Annotated in this window: 9 protein-coding genes; 8 read left to right on the top strand and 1 reads right to left on the bottom strand. The window is 66.6% G+C overall.

What is annotated here, in order from left to right; genetic code table 11:
* Positions 1–344 precede the first annotated feature (344 nt).
* From pgmB to BDW41_RS08260, 8 genes are all read left to right on the top strand, one after another.
* Positions 345–3,416 carry a beta-phosphoglucomutase gene (pgmB, locus tag BDW41_RS08295; protein ID WP_074545413.1) on the top strand — a complete coding sequence of 1,024 codons (3,072 nt, stop codon included), beginning with the start codon at positions 345–347 and terminating at the stop codon, positions 3,414–3,416.
* Between the two features lie 66 nt (positions 3,417–3,482).
* A complete protein-coding gene (locus BDW41_RS08290; RefSeq protein ID WP_074545416.1) occupies positions 3,483–6,032 on the top strand; it encodes a TonB-dependent receptor in 2,550 nt (849 codons plus the stop codon).
* A gap of 136 nt (positions 6,033–6,168) precedes the next feature.
* On the top strand, positions 6,169–7,431 hold the full coding sequence (locus BDW41_RS08285; RefSeq protein WP_074545419.1) for an MFS transporter: 1,263 nt from the start codon (positions 6,169–6,171) through the stop codon (positions 7,429–7,431).
* Positions 7,428–8,882, top strand: a complete 1,455-nt coding sequence (locus BDW41_RS08280) for a sulfatase (RefSeq protein ID WP_074545422.1) — start codon at positions 7,428–7,430, stop codon at positions 8,880–8,882. The genes BDW41_RS08285 and BDW41_RS08280 overlap by 4 nt, the downstream gene beginning before the upstream one ends.
* 14 nt (positions 8,883–8,896) lie before the next feature.
* The gene (locus tag BDW41_RS08275) at positions 8,897–11,212 is read left to right on the top strand and encodes a glycosyl hydrolase family 65 protein (RefSeq protein ID WP_233496809.1); all 2,316 of its coding nucleotides are present in this window, start codon (positions 8,897–8,899) and stop codon (positions 11,210–11,212) included.
* Positions 11,209–12,900, top strand: a complete 1,692-nt coding sequence (locus tag BDW41_RS08270) for a trehalase family glycosidase (protein WP_074545426.1) — start codon at positions 11,209–11,211, stop codon at positions 12,898–12,900. Before BDW41_RS08275 ends, BDW41_RS08270 begins: the two co-directional genes overlap by 4 nt.
* Positions 12,900–13,964 (top strand): alpha/beta hydrolase fold domain-containing protein, encoded by a 1,065-nt coding sequence (locus BDW41_RS08265; RefSeq protein ID WP_074545428.1) that lies wholly within the window; start codon positions 12,900–12,902, stop codon positions 13,962–13,964. The genes BDW41_RS08270 and BDW41_RS08265 overlap by 1 nt, the downstream gene beginning before the upstream one ends.
* 79 nt (positions 13,965–14,043) lie before the next feature.
* Positions 14,044–15,453, top strand: a complete 1,410-nt coding sequence (locus BDW41_RS08260) for a sigma-54 dependent transcriptional regulator (RefSeq protein ID WP_074545433.1) — start codon at positions 14,044–14,046, stop codon at positions 15,451–15,453.
* A gap of 512 nt (positions 15,454–15,965) precedes the next feature.
* On the opposite strand, the gene BDW41_RS08255 is transcribed toward BDW41_RS08260, so the two are convergent.
* Positions 15,966–17,522, bottom strand: a complete 1,557-nt coding sequence (locus tag BDW41_RS08255) for a response regulator (protein WP_074545437.1) — start codon at positions 17,520–17,522, stop codon at positions 15,966–15,968.
* Positions 17,523–17,536 lie beyond the last annotated feature (14 nt).

The raw sequence follows: 17,536 nt of genomic DNA, 5'->3' as shown, positions 1-17,536 counted from the left end.
CTGGCGGTTCTTTGGGAGACGACTCAAGACCTGGCCCCGATGTCTTGTGAACGGTCGCGCGGACCTCGCACGCCGGCCAATCCTGGCAAACCGGGACAGTGTCGCGATTTGCGCCCCAAACGTCCAACCCGGCCCGGCGTGGGCGGATTCGCAGGGAAGGCACCCGCACAACGTCCGTGCATGATATCGATATCATACGCAACCATGTTGTGCCGCAGCAATTGATATCGATGTCTTGATATCGATATCAATTGCTGCGAAGCTCCGCCCGCATCTAAAAACTCCGGCTTGTCCTACGCGGACGACAGGTCGAACAGAAACCATCCGGGAGCGGGGAGAGGACGTTGGATCACCGAGAAACGGCGCAGGTCTTGCCGCCCCACGATCGTGCCCCGCACGACGCCTGGGTCGTCACCCGCCACACCACCGACCCCGCGGGTTTCGCCCAGGACGAGAGCCTGTTCGCGCTGTCCAATGGCGCGCTCGGCGTGCGCGGCGGGCTGGAGGAAGGTGACAGCCCCAGCCAGGGCTGTTTCCTTGCCGGCGCGTGGGAGCGCACGCCAATCGAGTACCACGAGCGCTTTCCCGGTTTCGCCGCCCATACCGATACGCGCATCCCCGTCGCGGACGGCACCCGCATCCACCTGCGCCTGGGCGACACGCCGGTTCGCCTGGGCGAGGGCGAGTGGCTGCATTTCGAGCGCGCGCTGGACCTGCGCAACGGCTGCTACCGCCGCCAGCTGCGCTGGCGCTCGCCGGAAGGCGCCACCTTGCTGATCGAGGCCGAGCGCATCGTCAGCCTGGATCGACCCGCCCTGCTGGCCATCCGCTATCGCGTGCATTCGGTCGACTACGCCGGGCCGGTGACGCTGGAGTCGTCCATCAGCACCGCGCGCAACGCCACCGAGCAGGGCGATGACCCGCGTATCGGCACGCGCATCGACGGCGGCCTGTCCACCATCGATGCGATGGCGTGCGAACTGCAGGCCCACGTGCTCCAGCGCACCGCGCACAGCGACATCCGCGTGGCCTGCATGCAGCAGCACGCGGTGGTCGACGACAGCCTGCGCTTTCGCCTGGCCAACCTCGCGCCGCATGGCGTGATGCAGGTGTTCGAGGGCGAACTGTCGCCGGGGCAGTCCGTCTGCCTGGACAAATACGTCGCCTACGCCTGGAGCCAGCCCGGCGGCCACGACACCGATGCCGAACTGATCGCCCACGCCGCCCATGAACTGGCGCAGGCGGATCGAATCGGCCACGGCGAACTGCTTGCCCACCAAGCCTGCGTGCTGGCTCAGCTGTGGCAGAACGCCGACCTGTCCATCGAAGGCGACGACGCCACCGAGCAGGCGCTGCGCTTCAACCTCTTCCATGTGTTCCAGTCCAGCAGCCGCGACGGCCAGGGCAGCACCGCGGCCAAGGGCCTGACTGGCGAAGGCTACGAAGGGCACTACTTCTGGGACGCCGAAGTGTTCATGCTGCCGGCGATGGTCACGCTGGCGCCGCACGTGGCGCGCAGCATGCTCATGTATCGCCACGGCACGCTGGAACGCGCACGCGCCCACGCGCGGGAACTCAACCACGCACGCGGCGCGCTGTACGCATGGCGCACCATCAGCGGCGACGAATGCTCCGCATATTTCCCCAGCGGTTCGGCGCAGTACCACATCAATGCCGCCGTCGCGTGGGCGATCCGCCACTACGTGGACGCCACGGGCGACGAAGCCTTCCTGCGCGACGCCGGCGCCGAGATGCTGTTCGAGACGGCGCGCATCTGGCTGGACATCGGCCACTTCAATCCGCGCCGCGCCGGGGCCTTCTGCATCCACGGCGTCACCGGCCCGGACGAATACACCGCCCTGGTCGACAACAACCACTACACCAACCGCATGGCGCAGCGTCACCTGCGCGACGCCGCCGCGGTGGCGCATTGGCTGGCCGACGACGCTCCGGACGCCTATGCGGAACTCTCGCGCCGCATCGGCCTGGAGCCGTTCGAGATCATGCAGTGGCAGCGCGCCGCCGAGCTGATGTATCTCGCCGAAGATGCGGAGCTCGGCATCTTCCCGCAGGACGACACCTTCCTCGACAAGCCGCGCATGCCCGCGCGCAACAGTGGCGAAGGCAAGCGCCCGCTGCTACTGGAACTGCATCCGCTCACCATCTATCGCCACCAGGTGTGCAAGCAGGCCGACACGGTGCTGGCGCTGATGCTGGCGGGCGACGACGTTCCGCTCGCCGCCAAGCGCCGCAACTTCGACTACTACGAAGGCGTGACCGTCCACGACTCCACGCTGTCGGCTTCCACCTTTGGCGTGATCGCGGCGGAAGTGGGCGAAACCGCAAAGGCCTGGCGCTATTTTCAGGACAGCCTGCGCGTGGATCTCGACGACCTGCACGGCAACGCGGCGCACGGCCTGCACATGGCCGCCATGGCGGGCAGCTGGTTGTCGCTCGCCTGGGGCTACGGCGGCATGCGCGTCGTCGACGGCGAACTGCACCTGCATCCGCAGCTGCCGCATGCATGGCGCAGCTACCGCTTCGGCATCGCCTGGCGCGGCGCGCACCTGCGCGTGGACGTCGACACGAACGGCGTGCGCTACACCGTCGCCCGCGGCGACGCCGTCGCGTTCCGCCACGCCGGCGAATCCATCGTGCTACGCCATGGCGAATCGCGCGTACTTGCGCATGGCGAGCGTTCGCGAAATGCGACCTTGCAGGCGGTGATCTTCGATCTCGACGGCGTCATCGCGGACACGGCCGTGGTGCATCGTGCGGCGTGGGAACGGCTCGCCAACGAGATCGGCGCACCGTTCGACGAACACATTGCTGAACGCATGAAAGGCGTGGATCGTCGCGGCTCGCTTGAGATCCTGCTCGAGCAGTCAACGCACGCGTATTCGGAACACGAAAAGCGCGCGCTGGAAGATCGCAAGAACGCCTATTACATCGAGCAGATCGAACGCTTCGGACCGGAGCAACTGCTTCCTGGTGCGCGTAAGGCCGTGGAGAGCGTTCGCGCCGCGGGCCTGTGGGTGGGACTGGCCTCGGCCAGCCGCAACGCACCGCTGCTCTTGGAGCGCCTGGGCATCCACGCGCTGTTCGATCACGTGGTGGATGCATCGCGCATCACGCACTCCAAGCCGCATCCGGAAATCTTTCTTTCGGCGGCGACGGGACTGGGCGTTGCGCCCGAACACTGCCTTGGCGTGGAGGATGCAGCGGCCGGCGTCGACAGCATTCTCGCGGCCGGCATGCGCGCCGTGGGCGTGGGCGACACCACGTTTCTTTCGCGCGCCGAGGACATTTTGCCGGGTATCGATGCCTTCGATATCCGTCGCTACCTGAACACGCGACCGGCCGATGAGGAGAGATCGGCCGCAGACGTGCCGAACCACTGCTCAGGGCCCATCTGACAGCGGGCAGTACCGATCCCAAGAAATACACAACAACGGTTTTTCATTTTGATGGGGAGGAACATCATGATCACGCAACGCATGACCCGCAGACTGCTCGTCACCAGCATTGCCGCACTGCTCGCCACCGGCGCGCTCCACGCACAGGACGCCACGCCCGCGCCGGCCGCGCCACCCGCCCAGGCACAGGGCGCCACGCCGCCTCCTCCGCCGCCCCCGCCCAACCAGAAGAACGCCACCAATCTCGACCAGGTGGTGGTGACCGGCACGGCGGCCACCGGCGGCCTGAAGAAGATCGATACCTCGTACTCGGTGACCGCCGCCACGCTGGACCAGATCCGCGAGTTCAATCCCAAGAGCACGGCGGACCTGCTGAAGATGGCGCCGGGCGTGTTTCCCGAATCCTCAGGCGGCCAGACCGGCGCGAACATCGAAGTAGCCGGCTTCCCGGGCGGCGGCGATGCGCCGTTCGCCACGCTGCAGCTCAACGGTTCGCCGATCTACCCGATGCCGACGCTGTCGTTCCTCGAAAACTCCTCGATGTTCCGTCTCGACGACACCATCGATCACGCCGAATTCGTGCTGGGCGGCCCGGCCGTGCTGTACGGCAACGGCCAGCCCGGCCTGACGGCGAACTTCATCCTGCGCGAAGGCACCGACAAGCCCAGCGGCGACGTCGGCGTCACCTACGGTTCCGAAGGCCTGGTGCGCCTCGATGGCTTCTACGGCTTCAAGTTCGCCGATGGCTGGTACGGCAGCATCGGCGGCTTCTGGCGCAAGTCCGACGGCGTGCGCGATCCGCAGTTCGCCGCGGACAAGGGCGGCTCGCTCACCGCCACGCTGACGCACAACTTCGGCGACAGCGGCTCCATCATGTTCTACGCGCGCGACCTGAAGGACCACAACCAGTTCGTCACCGACACGCCCATCCTCAACCCGGGCCGCGGCCAGTTCGAGAACTACCCGGGCTTCGACGCGCTCACCGGCACCTTCGGCAGCAATGCCGTGCGGCATGCCTTCCTCGAGACCACGCCCTGCTACACGGCCGGCTGCACGCCCGGCGGGCAGAACGTGGACCTCTCCAAGGGCCGCGGCGCGGACATCATCTCGCTGGGCGGCAACCTCGACCTGACCTTCGGCGACAACTGGAACATTTCCGACAAGTTCAACTTCACCGGCGGCCAGATGAACACGGTCGCCTTCTTCAGCACCGGCGCCAATCCGCAGTCGCTCAGCAGCTACATCGACGACCAGATCGCCGCCAACAACCTGCCCGCCGGCACCACCGCCACTGCGGTGTACGCCAACAACGGCCAGGCGGCGGACATGAACCAGAACGTCACCACGCAGGGCTACTGGTACGTGCACAAGCGCATCCAGGGCGCCTCGAACGAGTTCCACATCAGCAAGGAAGTGTTCGACGGCAACACGCTGACCCTCGGCAACTACACCGCGGTGTACAACGACCACGACACCTGGTTCCTCGGCAACAACATGCTGCTGCAGGCCAAGAACAACCCGAACCCCATCGCGGTCACGCTGAGCAACGGCGACGTGCTGGCCAGTTCGCAGGGCTTCGTGAGCGGCCCGTCCACGGCCATCCGCGAGGCATGGAACGGCTTCAACACGGCGTTCTTCCTCACCGATTCGTGGAAGCTCGACAAGTGGCTGTTCGATGCCGGCGTGCGCGTGGAACGCCAGGAAGCCAACGGCCGCATCCAGAACACCGCCACCGGCGACCTGGACAACAACCCCGCCACGCTCTACAACAACAACGCGCAGTATCTGGTGGGCGGCAACACGTACATCAACTACGCCAAGACCGCCCCCTCGTGGACCATCGGCGCCAACTACGAGATCCAGAGCAACATGAGCGTGTACGCCCGCGTCAACGACGGCGTGCACTTCCCCGGCTTCGATGACCTGCGCGGCCTGCCCACCCAGCCGGTCAACAAGATCCACAACATGGAAGTGGGCTTCAAGTACCAGGCCGACTGGCTGTACCTGGACGTCAACGCGTACCGCAAGCTGTTCTACAACGTGCCGTACACCATCACGCAGGGCAACGGCCAGCAGTTCTCGTTCGACTACGGCTCGGCCACCAAGGGCATCAACTTCACCACGGTGGTGAAGCCGATTCCGGGCACGCCGGGCTTCCAGGTCGCGCTGAGCGGCAACTACATGGACGGCCACTACACGCACAGCGCCGCGTGCACGCCGTACATGGCCCAGGATGGCAGCGAGCAGTGCGCCAGCCTCGACGGCATGCAGCTGCAGCGCCAGCCGAAGTTCCACGCCATCCTGACGCCTTCGTACGATTTCCCGACCTCCTTCGGCAGCATGAAGTTCTGGCTGACCTGGGAATACGTGGGCAACCGCTACGGCGACCTGATCGAGCAGCAGCCGCTGGGCCAGTACCACACGCTGGCGTTCGGCGCGACGGCGAACATCGGCCAGAACTGGCAGGTGAACCTGCAAGGTACCAATATGACCAACGAGATCGGCATCACGGAGGGCAACTCGCGCCTGTTCGGCTTCGCCAGCGAAGGCGGCGTGATCCTTGCGCGCTCCATCGAAGGCCGCGAGGTCAACCTGCAGGTGAAGTACAACTTCTGACGAGCCGGCACGCTTCCGGCGCGGCCTGTGGGGGCCGCGCCGGAACGCACCTGGCGCAGGGACCTCTCCCTCGACTGTCCCGGGCCTCCGCCCTCGTGGTGGCCCGGGACCTTTTTCAACACATCGCGAGGTGTGCATGAACCGGTTTCGCATGATCGTCGCGCTGGCGACCATCTACATGGTGTTCGCGATACTGCTCAACAGCGTCGGCACGGTCATCCTGCAGTCCATCCACACCTTCGGCATCGACAAGCCGCAGGCCAGCCTGCTCGAGTTCTTCAAGGATCTGCCGATCGCCATCACCTCGTTCCTGGTGGCGTCCTTCCTGCCCAAGCTGGGCTATCGCCGCGCGATGATGCTGGCGCTCGGCATCGTGGGAAGCGCATGCATGGCCATGCCGCTGTTCCCCGGCTTCCACACCACCGAATTCCTGTTCACCTGCATCGGCGTGTCGTTCGCGCTGACCAAGGTGGCCGTGTACTCGTCCATCGGCCTGCTCACCGGCAGCAAGGCCGAACATGGTCGGCTCACCAACACCATCGAAGGGCTGTTCATGCTCGGCGTGCTGGCCAGCGGCTGGCTGTTCAGCGCCTTCATCGATCACGCGAACCCGGCCAACCCGTCGTGGTTCAACGTCTATTGGGTGCTGGCCGCGCTGTGCTTCGGCACCATCGCGCTGCTGTGGGGCGCGCGAATGGACGAGTCGGCCGCACACGGCGAGGCGCGCCTGTCGATGGGCCAGGCCATGCGCGACATGTACCGCCTGCTGATGCGCACCCTGGTCTACGTGTTCCTGCTCTCGGCCTTCCTGTACGTGCTGATCGAGCAGAGCTTCAGCACGTGGCTGCCGACCTTCAACAACGAGATCCTCAAGCTGCCCAACGCCATGAGCATCCAGATGGCGAGCATCCTGGCCGGCGCCACCGCGCTGGGCCGCATCATCGCGGGGCAGTTGTTGCGGCGCATGTCCTGGCACTTGCTTCTGAACCTGTGCGTGGTGGGCATGGGCGCGCTGATCCTGCTGGTGCTGCCGCTGGCGCGCGAGGTGCACGTGGGCGCGAACGTGAACTGGCTGAGCGCGCCCATCGCAGCCTACCTGATTCCGCTGATCGGCCTGCTGATGGCGCCGATCTATCCGGTGATCAACTCGGTGGCGCTCAGCTCGCTGCCCAAGCCCTCGCATGCGGCGATGACCGGGCTGATCGTGATCTTCTCCGCGCTGGGCGGCACGCTGGGTTCGCGCATCACCGCCATCGTGTTCTCCAACCTCGGCGGCATCCATGCGTTCTATTTCTCGCTGGTGCCGATGATGCTGATCCTGGTGACGCTGTTCTTCTTCAAGCGTGAAACCGACCGCGCCGCGCTGCCGGCGATGATCGCCCCCGAGGGGGCCGCGTGAATCTCACGCGGCGCCGGTTCCTGGCGTCGGGCGTGGCCGCGGGGGCCATGCTCGCGACCGGGCAGCTGGCGCGCGCGGCCACGTCGCACACCCCGCGAAGCAGCGGTCCACGCAATGTATTGCTGATCGTCGCGGACGATCACGGCTACGACCTGTCGTGCGAAGGCAGCTCGGTGCACACGCCCGCACTGGATAGTCTGGCCGGCGAAGGCACGCTGTTCACCGACGCCTATGCGTCCGTGTCCTCGTGCAGCTCGAGTCGCGCGACCCTGTATACGGGCCTGTATTCCCACACCAACGGCATGTACGGCCTGGCGCACGACGTGCACAACTTCTCCCTGCTGGAGGACGTGAAGACGCTGCCGTGGATGCTCAAGCAGCACGGCTACGCCACGGCGCTGGTCGGCAAGCTGCACGTGAAGCCGGAAGCGGCGCTGGCCTATGACGCCTGGCTGCTGCCCGAACAGGCCGGCAACCGCGACGTGGCCGCCATGGGCCATGCCGCCGGGCAGTGGATACGTGCGCAGGGCAGCAAGCCGTTCTTTCTCACCATGGGCTACAGCGATCCGCACCGCGCGGGCGATGCGTCCCAGTTCGGCAATACGCGCGACTGGCCCGAGGTGCCGCGCATGCGCTACCGTCCCGATGAGGTCGCCATTCCCTCGCACCTGCCCGACCTGCCGGGCGTACGCGAGGATCTCGCCCAGTACTACGAAGCGGTGAGCCGCATGGACAGCGGCGTAGCCATCCTGCTGCGCGAACTGGCGGCATCCGGCCACGCGGACGACACGCTGGTGATCTATCTCTCGGACAACGGGCGGCCGTTTCCCGGCGCGAAGGATAATCTGTACTACGAAGGCATCCGGCTGCCGTTGATCGTGCGTTCTCCCGACGCGAAAAAGCGCGGGCTGCGCAGCCGCGCCATGGTGAGCTGGATCGACATCACGCCCACCATCCTCGACTGGGCGAACGTGTCGCCGCCAGCGGGCTATCGCTATCTGCCGCTGCCGGGGCGCTCGGTGCTGCCGATACTCGAACAGGCGAATCCCGACGGCTGGGGCGAAGTGTTCGCCACGCATTCGTTCCACGAGATCGACCAGTACTATCCCACCCGCTCGCTGCGCACGCGCCGCTACAGCTATTTCCTCAACCTGCAGCCCAGCCTGCGCGTACCCATCGCCAGCGACGTGGCGCTGTCGCCCTCGTGGAAGGCCATCACCTCCACGCCCGGCGCCAGACTCGGCAAGCGAACGCTGGAAGCCTTCGAGCATCGTCCGTCCGAAGAGCTGTACGACCTGCACGCCGACCCGGACGAAGTGGTGAACCTCGCCGGCGATGCGGCACACGCCACCGTGCTGGCCGAACTGCGCACGCAGCTGGCGCATTGGCGCACGGCCACGCACGATCCGTGGATGCCCGGCATCACCAACCCTTTCGGACCCGCGCGCTAGAACGGAGACCGCTGATGCACGGATCCCGCCGCGCTTGCGCCTTCGCCATGACAGCCCTGCTCGGGCTGTGCATCTCAAGTGCGGCAACGGCGTCCGATGCGAGCTTCACGCTGACGGCCACGGCCAAGGATCTGGATGCCTATTTCCCTGGCCAACTGGGCAACGGCTTCTTTTCCACGCTTACCGGACCGCGCGGCACCGAGGGCAATCTTGCCTACATGATCGGGCTGATGGACGAAACGCCTGGCGACGTCGCGCGTCCCGCCGCGATACCCGGCTGGACGGGCATCGACTACAGCACGGGCTTGTCGCACGCGGGGCAGTTCTGGCTCAACCAGGTGGACATGACGCCTGCGCGCTTCCAGGACTACCGCCAGACGCTGGACATGTACGACGGCACGCTGACTACGCACTACCGTTACATCGATGGACGCAAGCGCACCGACATCGACGTGGCCACCCTGGTCAGCCAGGCGTCGCCACATCTTGCCGCCACGCAGATCACGCTCACGCCGGATTTCGACGGCGACGTGCAGTTCTCCTTTCCATTGGACCTGTGGGCGCCGCATCAGCCCCGCTTTCCGCTGGCGACGCTCGACGGCCCGCAGATGCAGGAGGCCGTGGCGGCGCATAACCTACAGTTGCGTCCCATGCCTCCTGATGTGCCCGACCGCGCGCCACTCTGGTATCACGGCGATACCCAGCTTGTGGCCGGCGATGGCGACACGCAGCAGCTCACCCTATGGCTGGACGGTCGCGCCGCCCACGGCGCGCGCATGGCCGAAGCCGTCGCGGTGCTGCTGCCCCGCGGCCTGCACGTGCGCGACGTGCGGCTGTATCGCAGCGATTACAAGCTGTCGCTGGAGGTGCATGCCGACGTGCGCAAGGGGCAGTCCTACCGCTTCACCAAGTTCGTAGCAGCCTCGCGCGAGCGCTGGGGCGGTGATGCCAAGGAAGACCTTGCACTGGCCACCGAGGCGCGCGACCAGGGCTTCGAGAAGCTGCTGTCGGCGCACCGCGATGCGTGGCATCGCCTGTGGCAGTCGGACATCGTGATCGACGGCGATACGAAGGCGCAGCAGATCGTGCATTCGGATCTCTACTACCTGTTGAGCAACGCCGCGCCGGACACCAACTGGCCCATCGGCGCCTGCGGCATGACGCCGGGCTATACCGGACACGTGTTCTGGGATAGCGATTCCTGGGTGTTTCCCGCCCTGCTCCTGCTGCACCCGGAGCGGGCGAAATCGCTGGTGATGTTCCGCAGCCGCTCGTTGCCGCAGGCCGAACAGCGCGCGAAGGCGCGCGGCCTGCGCGGCGCCATGTATCCGTGGGAAGCGGACGCGGACAACGGCAGCTCGCAGACGCCGCATTCGGCGCAGATACTCGACGAGCGCGAGATCCATGTGAACGCCGACGTCGCCATCGCCCAATGGCAGTACTACCTGGCCACGCACGATCTCGACTGGCTCAAGCGCGACGGCTGGCCGGTGATCCGCGCCGTGGCGGATTTCTGGGCCAGCCGCGCGACGCGCGTGCCGGGCACCTCGCATTACGCGATCGAACATGTCACCTCGGTGGACGAGGACTATAACGACGTACCGAACGACACCTTCACCAATGCGTCGGCGCGCAAGGCGCTGCGCATCGCCTTTGATGCGGCCACGCTCGTCGGCGACGCGGCCGACCCGCGCTGGGCCGCCGTGGCCGACGGCCTGGTGCTTCCGTTCGACGCGAAGGAAGGCCACTACCTGGATTTCGATGCGTCCGTGCCGCACGACATCGACTCCTGGGGCGGCAGCTTGCTGCCGATGCTCAGCTATCCATCGCTCGACCTGCCGATGGACGCGGCGACACGCCGGCGCGATTACGACTACGCCATTGCGCCCATCACGCGGTCGCATCATGACCCCAACAGCATGGGCTTCACGCCGCTGTCCATCGCGGCGTCCACCGCGGGCGATACGACGGCGGCGAGCGAATGGTTCCAGCACAATCTCACCGCCCATGTGCTGAAGCCGCCTTACAACGTGCGCACGGAAACGGCAAACAACAACACCGGCTATTTCATGACCGCCAGCGGCGGCCTGCTGCAGAACATGCTGTACGGCTTCACCGGCTTGCGCATCGAGCGCGACGGCCTGGTGCAGGCCTATGCGCCGATGCTGCCAGCGCAGTGGCGCGCCATGACGGTAAAGCACGTGCGCTTCCGCGGCGACACGTTCGACATCACCGTCGACCGCGACGCGGCAGGCAAGGTACGCCTTGAACGCCACCCCGCCGCCACCGCGAACCCCACCGATCACGCCAACCACCGGGAGCAGACATGACCCCACACGCCAACCCGACCGTTCGCCGCCGCCTTGTGGCCATGGCACTGTCCTGCGCCGTCGCGGGCTCCGCCTTCGCGGCCGACACGCCCGACCCCGCCAAGACGCGCGCCTACATCGACAAGGCCTGGACCACGCTCACGCGCTCGCAGGAAGACTGCGCCGCGCTCGTCGACACCAAGGTGGTGGGCCGTCCCGTGCTCTACGTCCCCGCCGGGCAGCCCGTGCCTGCGAGCGTGGCGGCCATCGGCAAGCGCTGCAAGGTGGATGTGCGGGCGCTGCCGCGCAAGGTCGAGCAACTGGGCGACATCGACGCCACCAAGCTGCCGCAGCAAGGCCTGCTGTACCTACCGCATCCCTACGTGGTGCCCGGCGGCTTCTTCAACGAGATGTACGGCTGGGACAGCTATTTCATCCTGCTGGGGCTGGTTGCCGACCACAAGCTGGAGCTGGCGAAGGACATGGTCGACAACGCGCTGTACGAGGTGGAGAACTACGGCGGCGTGCTCAACGCCAACCGCACGTATTACCTCAGCCGCTCGCAGCCGCCCTTCCTCACCGCAATGATGACGGCGGTGCTGGACGAGCCCACCAGCTTCAAGGATGCGGATGCGCGGCGCGAATGGCTCGCCAGGGCCTATCCGCTCGCGGTGCGCAACTACGAGATCTGGACGCGCCCGGAACACCGCGCGGGCGACACCGGCCTTGCGCGCTACTACGACTTCGGCAGCGGCCCGGTGCTGGAGGCCAAGGACAGCGAGTTCTACAAGGGCGTGATGCGCTGGCTGATCGCGCATCCGCAGGAAGATCCCGGTTACCTGATCAAGGCGCCGGAGCATCCCAACGCTGCGGAAGCGGCGCAGCTGAAAGAGACCAGTTGCGACGTGCGTGCCTCCAAGGTGTGCGCGGGTGCGTGGGTGGACGGCTATCGACTCACCGCGGATTACTTCCACGGCGACCGCGCCATGCGCGAATCGGGCTTTGACACCAACTCGCATTTCGGCCCGTTCGGCGGCTCCACCCATCACTACGCCGATGCCAGCCTCAACAGCCTGCTCTATCGCTATGAGCGCGACCTGCACGATTTCGCCCTGCAGCTGGGCAAGGCAGGCGAGGCCGAGCGCTGGGCCAAGGCCGCGGACGCTCGCAAGGCGGCCATGGACAAGTACCTGTGGAGCGAGCAGGACGGCATGTACCGCGACTACGACTTCGTCGCCGGCAAGCCTTCGCCCTACCCCTACGTCACCACCTACTACCCGCTGTGGGCCGGCATGGCCTCGCCGCAGCAGGCCGCCGCGGTGCGCGGCAAGCTCAACGTGTTCGAGCGCAAGGGCGGCCTGAGCATGGACAACCGGCCGATGGCCGTGCAGTGGGGCGATCCGTTTGGCTGGGCGCCGACCAACTGGCTCGCGGTGAAGGGCCTGGACGACTACGGCTTCCACGACGACGCGCGCCGCCTCGCCGGCAAGTTCGCCGCCACCGTGGACCAGGGCCTGGCCGACGACGGCACCATCCGCGAGAAATACAACATGGCGCTGGGCAACGCGGACGTGAAGGTAAGCGCGGGCTACAGCGAGAACGTGGTGGGCTTCGGCTGGACCAACGGCGTGTACCTGAAGCTGCACGAGATCCTGGAAGGCACCGCGCAGCATCCGGCCACGCCCGCCAAGACGGAGAAGACGCCGTGATGCGCCGTCCACTGATGGGCCTGGCCCTGGCTGCCGCCGTGGTGTGCAGCCCGTTGCGCGCGCAGGAAGCCGCGCCGACGGTCAACGCCGACGGCGGCATCCACGCGGCCAACGTCACCCTGCCCTATTCCCCGGCGGCCTCGCCGGAGGCGCGCGCCTTCTTCCCGAAGATGCTCGCCGCCGGCAGCAAGGCGCCGCCGATCACCGCGCCCATCGAGCAAAGCCGCGCGTTCTACGACCGCATGAACAGCGACCGCGCGCACCGCATGATGGCGATCTATCCGGTGAAGACGCATCGGGAAACCATCGCGGGCGTGGCGACCGACGTGGTGGAACCGGCGCAGGGCATCGCGCCGGAGAACAAGGACCGCGTGCTGATCAACCTGCATGGCGGCGCGTTCCTGTGGGGCGCGCACAGTGGCGGGCTGGTGGAATCCATTCCCATCGCCAGCCTGGGCCGCATCAAGGTAATCAGCGTCGATTACCGGCAAGGCCCCGAGCACGTCTTCCCCGCCGCCAGCGAAGACGTGGAGGCGGTATACCGGGCGTTGCTCAAGCAGTACCCGCCCGCCGCCATCGGCATCTATGGCTGTTCCGCCGGCGGCGTGCTCACCGGCGAGGCGGTGGCGCGGCTGATCGACCGCAAGCTGCCCGTGCCGGGCGCCATCGGCACCTTCTGCGGATCGCTCGTGGACATGGACGGCGACTCGGCCTACGTCGCGCCGCTGCTCAACGGCGGCCCGGTGCCGGCCCATCCGCTGACGCTGGGCGACCTGCCCTATTTCAAGGGCGCCAGCGCGACCGACCCGCTCGTGTTTCCGGGGCTTTCCCCGGCCTTGCTGGCCCAGTTCCCGCCCACCCTGCTGATCACGGGCACCCGCGACATGGCCATGAGCTCGGTCATCCGCAGCCAGACCTTGCTCAGCCAGGCCGGCGTGGCGACCGAGCTGCATGTCTGGGAAGGGATGTGGCACTCGTTTTTCTCCGACCCGGAGATGCCAGAATCGAAGGCCGCCTACGCGACGATCGTGAGATTCTTCGACCAGCACCTGGCCCGCAAGTAGCCGCCGCGCCGTCGTCAGACTTTGCCCACTGGCGGGGTGGCGGTTATCCTAGCCCCGTCCACAGCGCAATACTGACGACATGAGCCAACAGACCGTTCTGGTCATCGACGACGAACGCGACATCCGCGAACTCCTCACCATCACCCTCGGCCGCATGGATTTGCTGGTCGACGCCGTGGGCACCGTGACGGAAGCACGCCGCGCCCTCGCCGAGCGCCACTACGACCTGTGCTTCACCGACATGCGCCTGCCCGACGGCACCGGCCATGAGGTGGTCGAACTGATCTCCGCCGAACATCCGGATACGCCGGTGGCGATGATCACCGCCTACGGCAACGTGGACGCGGCGGTGAGCGCGCTGAAGGCCGGCGCCTTCGACTTCGTGTCCAAGCCGGTCGACATCCAGATGCTGCGCCGCCTGGTACGCACCGCGTTGCGCCTGGCCGAGGAAAAGCGCAGCGGCCACGCCGCCGCCAAGCCCGACGGCAACGAGCGCCTGATCGGCGAGTCGCCCGCCATGCAGCAGGTGCGCGGCACCATCGGCAAGCTCGCGCGCAACCAGGCGCCGGTGTACATCGCCGGCGAATCCGGCGTGGGCAAGGAACTGGTCGCACGCCTTATCCACGAGCAGGGCCCGCGTGCCAGCGGCCCGTTCGTGCCGGTGAACTGCGGCGCCATTCCGTCCGAGCTGATGGAGAGCGAATTCTTCGGCCACCGCAAGGGCAGCTTCACCGGCGCGGTAGGCGACAAGGAAGGCCTGTTCCAGGCCGCGCATGGCGGCACGCTGTTCCTCGACGAAGTGGCCGAGCTGCCGCTGCACATGCAGGTGAAGCTGCTGCGCGCGATCCAGGAAAAGGCCGTGCGCCCGATCGGCGCGCGCGAGGAAGTGCCGGTGGACGTGCGCATCCTCTCCGCCACTCACAAGAATCTCGCGGCGTTGGTCGAACAAGGCCAGTTCCGCCAGGACCTGTTCTACCGCATCAACGTCATCGAACTGCGCGTGCCGCCCCTGCGCGAACGCCGCGGCGACGTGCCCCTGCTGGCCAACTTCGTACTGCGCCAGCTCGCCGCCAAGAGCGGCGGCACGCCGGGCCATTTGCTGCCCGCCGCGCAACAGGCGCTGGAGAGCTACGACTTTCCCGGCAACGTGCGCGAACTGGAGAACATCCTCGAACGCGCGATGGCGATGTGCGACGGCGACCAGATCGACGTCAGCGACCTGATGCTGCCGCAACGCACGCCGCGTGCCCATGCCGAACCGGTTCCCGCTGCGATGCCTGCCAGTCTGCACGCTGCAGCGGCGGAGCCCGCACCCGCCGCCTCGCCCACCGCCAGCGGCGGCCTGGACGACTACATCAGCAACCTGGAGCGCACGGCGATCATCAAGGCGCTGGAAGAGTCGCGCTACAACAAAACGGCGGCGGCGAAGAAACTGGGCATTACGTTCCGCGCGCTGCGGTACAAGTTGAAGAAGTTGGGCATCGACTGAGGTTGATCGGTGCGACGCAAAAAGCCGGACGTTGTCCGGCTTTTTTGTTTGTGGGTGACGTGATCGATGCGCCCCCAGTTCCCTCAGTTTGACTCCCTCTCCCCGGAGGGGCGCGCGGGGAGCAGCCATGGATGGCTGCGGCTTTGAGGAGCGAGGAGAGGGTTGGGGGTGAGCCCCGAAAAGGGGATAAAGGTCGTGGGCTTGCCTCAGCGCCTGATTCTTTAGCCGTCATCCCTGCGAAGGCAGGGATCCAGCGACTTTGCGCGGGGTTGATCGGCTCTTCATCAGCGCGTTCGCGACAACCGAACACAAAGTCACTGGATTCCTGCCTTCGCAGGAATGACGGTTCTTATGACGCCGCGAGGCAAGAATGGCCCTCACCCCAGCCCTCTCCTTGCTCCCCAGAGCCGCAGCCATCTATGGCTGCTCCCCGCGTACCCCGGAGGAGAGAGGAAGAAAACCTGCCGAGACCTCGACGCCTCGGCACAAACCATCACCGAACAGCCGCAACCTCACACCGGCCCCTGCGGCCCCGCCCCGGAAGCACTCTCCTCCAGCGCCTCCCTCACCGTCTTCAACAGCTTCGTCGTCGAGACTGGCTTGTCGACCAGGTACAGGTGCTCCATCACCGGCAGCTCGTCCATGTCCGGCGGCGCATCCGGGCGTGCCAGCAAAATCACCGCGCCGCGGTAGCCATGGTCGAACAGCGCCGCCAGCGTGCGCACGCCGGTGAACAGGTTCATGTCCGAATCGAGCACCACCAGGTCAGGCACGCCCTGGGCTTCCAGCCATTGCAGCGCGGCCGTGCCGCTCTGGCTGCCATGGGCCTGGTAGCCCCAGGAGTCGAGGGTGTCGACCAGCAGCGACAGCTGGCCGGCTTCTTCCACCACCACCAGCACGCGCTCGGCTTCGCCCTGCAGGTTGATGGTTTCCTGTTCCTCGGCGATCTCGGCGGCCTGGCGCGTCAGCGGAATATGCATGTGGAAGCGCGTGCCCACGCCGGGCTGGCTGTCCACCCGCATCACGCCGCCATGGGCGGTGATGATGCGCTTGCACGACACCAGGCCCAGGCCGGTGCCGCTTTCCTTGGTGGTGTAGAACGGCTCGAACAGGTGCTGCAGCGCCGCCTCGTCCATGCCCGTGCCGGTGTCGCTCACGGTGAGGCAGACGTAGTTGCCTTCGCGCGCTTCCTCATCGGGCAAAAAGAAGCTTTCCGGCAACGACGCCAGCGACGCCGAGATCTGCAGCTTGCCGCCGTCGGGCATGGCCTGGATGGCGTTGAGGCTGAGGTTGAGCAGGCACTGCTGCAGCTCGGTGTGGTTGCCGTCGAAGCTGAGGTCCGGGTCGTACGCCTCCAGCTCCAATGTCACGTTGCGCGGCACGCTGCCTTGCAGCAGCAGGCCAAGCGCATCGAGCAGCGCGCCCACGCGTACCTGCTCGGCGCGGCGCGCTCCACGCGCAAACGAAAGCATGGACTGCACCATGTCCAGGCCGCGCTTGCCGCAATCGCGCACCAGTCGTCCCAGGCGCGCGAGGCGTGGGTCGTCCTGGTAATCCTGCAGGCTGTCGCCCGCCAGCAGCAGCGGCTGCAGCAGGTTGCGCAAGTCGTGGCTGAGGCCGCCGGCGAGCATGGCGAGGCTTTCAAAACGCTGCGCGCGGATCAGCTCGGTTTCCGCGCGCCGGCGTGCGCGTTGCGCCTCGGCCTCGCGCATGGCGCGACGCACGGCGGAGGCCAGGCGCGCGGGATTCTGCTTGAGGATGTAATCGGTGGCGCCGTTGCGCAGCGCTTCGATGGCGGCCTCTTCACCGAGCGTCGCGGAGACGAAGATGAAGGGCAGGTCCTGGTCGCGTTCGCGCAGGATGTCCAGCGCGCGCTGGCCGGAGAAGCCCGGCATGCTCAGGTCCGACAGCACGATGTCCGGCTGGAACTGCTCCAGTGCGGAAAGATAATCGCGCTCGGCATCCACCAGCCGCACGTCGTATTCGATGTGATCGGCGTCCAGTTCGGACAACACCAGCTCGGCATCGAGCTGGCTGTCCTCGATCTGAAGTACACGGATTCGGGGCAACGCCCACTGCTGCC

This window comes from Dyella sp. AtDHG13, from assembly GCF_003201105.1.
GTDB lineage: Bacteria > Pseudomonadota > Gammaproteobacteria > Xanthomonadales > Rhodanobacteraceae > Dyella > Dyella jiangningensis_B.
Note: the sequence above shows the minus strand (reverse complement) of the source record. Positions and strands in the feature narration are given on the sequence as shown.

Coding starts and splice junctions, on each gene's coding strand:
- BDW41_RS08290 (WP_074545416.1), top strand. CDS start 3,483: ATGATCACGCAACGCATGACCCGCAGACTGCTCGTCACCAGCATTGCC.
- BDW41_RS08285 (WP_074545419.1), top strand. CDS start 6,169: ATGAACCGGTTTCGCATGATCGTCGCGCTGGCGACCATCTACATGGTG.
- BDW41_RS08275 (WP_233496809.1), top strand. CDS start 8,897: ATGCACGGATCCCGCCGCGCTTGCGCCTTCGCCATGACAGCCCTGCTC.
- BDW41_RS08270 (WP_074545426.1), top strand. CDS start 11,209: ATGACCCCACACGCCAACCCGACCGTTCGCCGCCGCCTTGTGGCCATG.
- BDW41_RS08265 (WP_074545428.1), top strand. CDS start 12,900: ATGCGCCGTCCACTGATGGGCCTGGCCCTGGCTGCCGCCGTGGTGTGC.
- BDW41_RS08260 (WP_074545433.1), top strand. CDS start 14,044: ATGAGCCAACAGACCGTTCTGGTCATCGACGACGAACGCGACATCCGC.